4 protein-coding genes are annotated in these 2,152 nt (G+C 66.8%); 1 reads left to right on the top strand and 3 read right to left on the bottom strand.

Annotation, left to right across the window (positions count from 1 at the left end; all coding sequences use genetic code 11):
- From JYJ84_RS34870 to JYJ84_RS34880, 3 genes are all read right to left on the bottom strand, one after another.
- The coding region (locus JYJ84_RS34870; RefSeq protein WP_374102160.1) for a branched-chain amino acid ABC transporter permease at window positions 1-307 on the bottom strand (307 nt) is incomplete at its 3' end.
- 40 nt (window positions 308-347) lie between these two features.
- On the bottom strand, window positions 348-1,541 hold the full coding sequence (locus JYJ84_RS34875) for an ABC transporter substrate-binding protein (RefSeq protein WP_175219377.1): 1,194 nt from the start codon (window positions 1,539-1,541) through the stop codon (window positions 348-350).
- Window positions 1,542-1,554: 13 nt separating this feature from the next.
- Window positions 1,555-1,836, bottom strand: coding sequence for a hypothetical protein (locus JYJ84_RS34880; protein ID WP_175219375.1), 282 nt, complete (start codon window positions 1,834-1,836; stop codon window positions 1,555-1,557).
- Here JYJ84_RS34880 and JYJ84_RS38600 point away from each other — a divergent pair.
- Window positions 1,726-2,152: LysR family transcriptional regulator (locus JYJ84_RS38600; RefSeq protein WP_374102161.1), on the top strand; the 427-nt coding region annotated here is incomplete at its 3' end. The two genes, JYJ84_RS34880 and JYJ84_RS38600, sit on opposite strands and share 111 nt — an antisense overlap.

Consider the following 2,152-nt stretch of genomic DNA (forward strand, 5'->3'; position numbering starts at 1 on the left):
TGATGCCGATCGTCGCGAGCAGCGGCGCGATGCGTGCCGCGTGGCGCAGCGGCCGCAACCCGATCCGTTCGATCGCGACGCCGAGCGCGCCGCAGCCGACCACGACCGCCGCGAGCGCGACCGGCAGCGGCAGCCCGAAGCGCGTCAGGCACAGCCAGCCGATGAACGCGCCGACCATGTAGACCGAGCCATGCGCGAAGTTGATCAGGTGCGACACGCCGAAGATCAGCGCGAGCCCGACCGCGAGCAGCGCGTAAATGTTGCCGACGATGAGGCCGTTGAGCGTGTAGTCGAGCCAGGAAGCCATCACGATGCGTCCGTTCCGTGCATGCGGTTCAGGGCCGGGTTCAACGCGCGGCGAGCTGCGGTTTCGCGCCATCCCACAGCGCCCACTGCCCCTGCTTCACGACCAGATACACGGTGCGTGCGCCCGCGACGCGACGCGTCTGCGGATCGAAGCGCACCTTGCCGAAGATCACGCTCGGCACGTCGCTGATTTTCGCGAAGCCGTCGTGCGCGGCCTGGCGTGTCGTGCCGTAGCGGCGCAGCACCTCGGCCGACAGGATCAGCGCGTCGTACGCCCGCGCGACGAACGAATCGGGATCGGCATGGAACTTCGTGCGATAGCGCTGCACGAACGCCTGCACCTCGGGGCGCGGTTCAGCCGGGAAGAAGTTCGATTCGGTGTAGACGCCATCGACGGCCGCACCACCCAGCTCGAGGAATTTCGGCGAATACACGGAGCCGACCGCCGCGATCGGCAGCGTGACGCCCGACGTGCGCGCCTGCCGCACGATCTGCGCACCGTCCGCGTAGTACGAAATCAGCACGATCGAATCGGGCTTCGACGCGCCGATCCGCACGAGCGTCGAACGGAAATCCTTCTCCGTCGGCTGATAGCCTTCGGCCGCGACGACCTGCGCGCCGAGCCCGGCCACCGCCTTCGCGAAGATGTCCTTGCTGGTGCGGCCCCAGTCGGTGTTCAGGTACAGCACCGCGATCCGCTTGAAGCCGAGTTCCTTCACCGCATAGCGTGCGAGCAGCGGCTGCTCCTCGGCCTGGCTCAGCGCGGTGCTCCACAGATAGTCGCCGCCCTTCGTGAAGTCCGGATGCGAGTTCGTGAAGCCGAACTGGATCAGCTGCCCGCGCTGGTAGATCGGCGACGCAGCCATCGATGTCGCGCTGGAGAAGTCGCCCAGTTCGATCGCGATGCGCGGATCGGCGACGAACTTCTGTGCGATCGCCACGGCCTGGCGCGGGTCGCTGCGGCTGTCCTGGAAGTCGACCGCGAGCGGCCGGCCATGAATGCCGCCGCTGCCGTTGATCTCGTCAAGCGCGAGATCGAAGCCGCGCTTCCATTGTTCGCCGTACTGCGCGTCCTGGCCCGTGAGCGGGCCGCTCACGCCGATCACCACCGGCTCGCCCGACACGCCCGCCGCGAGCGCGCCGCCCGTCGACAAGCCCCATGCGGCAGCGAGCGCCGCCACCGTGCCCAGCACGCGCCGCCATGCGCCGCGTGCGTCGTTCCCCGAAACGTTCATGCGTCCCCCAGCTTCAGTCAGTCGAAAAGAGTGAGGGCATGTAACCATCCGGTTCAGGACGATCCAACGAAGTTTTGCGCATATCGATATCGTGCGCGGCGCGAAGGGGTTGGTGCTCGCGAACGCTCGCCTGCACGCCTTGCATCGCGCGATATGCCGGCATGGATCGCATCACGTTGATTCGATTGGCGTTTCGTTCGCGCCATCCGTCGCACCCAACGCGGACGCACGCACAACCGGCCATCGCGACGATCGGGCGCTTCGAAGTTTTCACGCTGTCGATAGCAAAAATCATTATATGAATCGCGCATGCTCGCCCTCCTACAATGCGCAAATCGCATCATCGGAAGGTGTCATGGAGCTGCATCAACTCGAAGCCTTTTCCGCGGTCATGTCGGCCGGCAGCGTGACCGGCGCGGGCGAACTGCTCGGCCGCTCTCAGCCGGCCGTCACGCGGCAGATCCAGGAGCTCGAAGCCGATCTCGGCTACGCGCTGTTCGACCGGCACGGCCCGCGCGTCACGCCGACGCGGCGCGCATTCCTGCTCTATGAGGAAGTCGAACGCTCGCTGGTCGGCCTGCGGGCGATCGAGGCACGCGCACGGGCACTCG

The sequence above is a fragment of the Burkholderia sp. LMG 13014 genome (genome assembly GCF_905232215.1).
GTDB lineage: Bacteria > Pseudomonadota > Gammaproteobacteria > Burkholderiales > Burkholderiaceae > Burkholderia.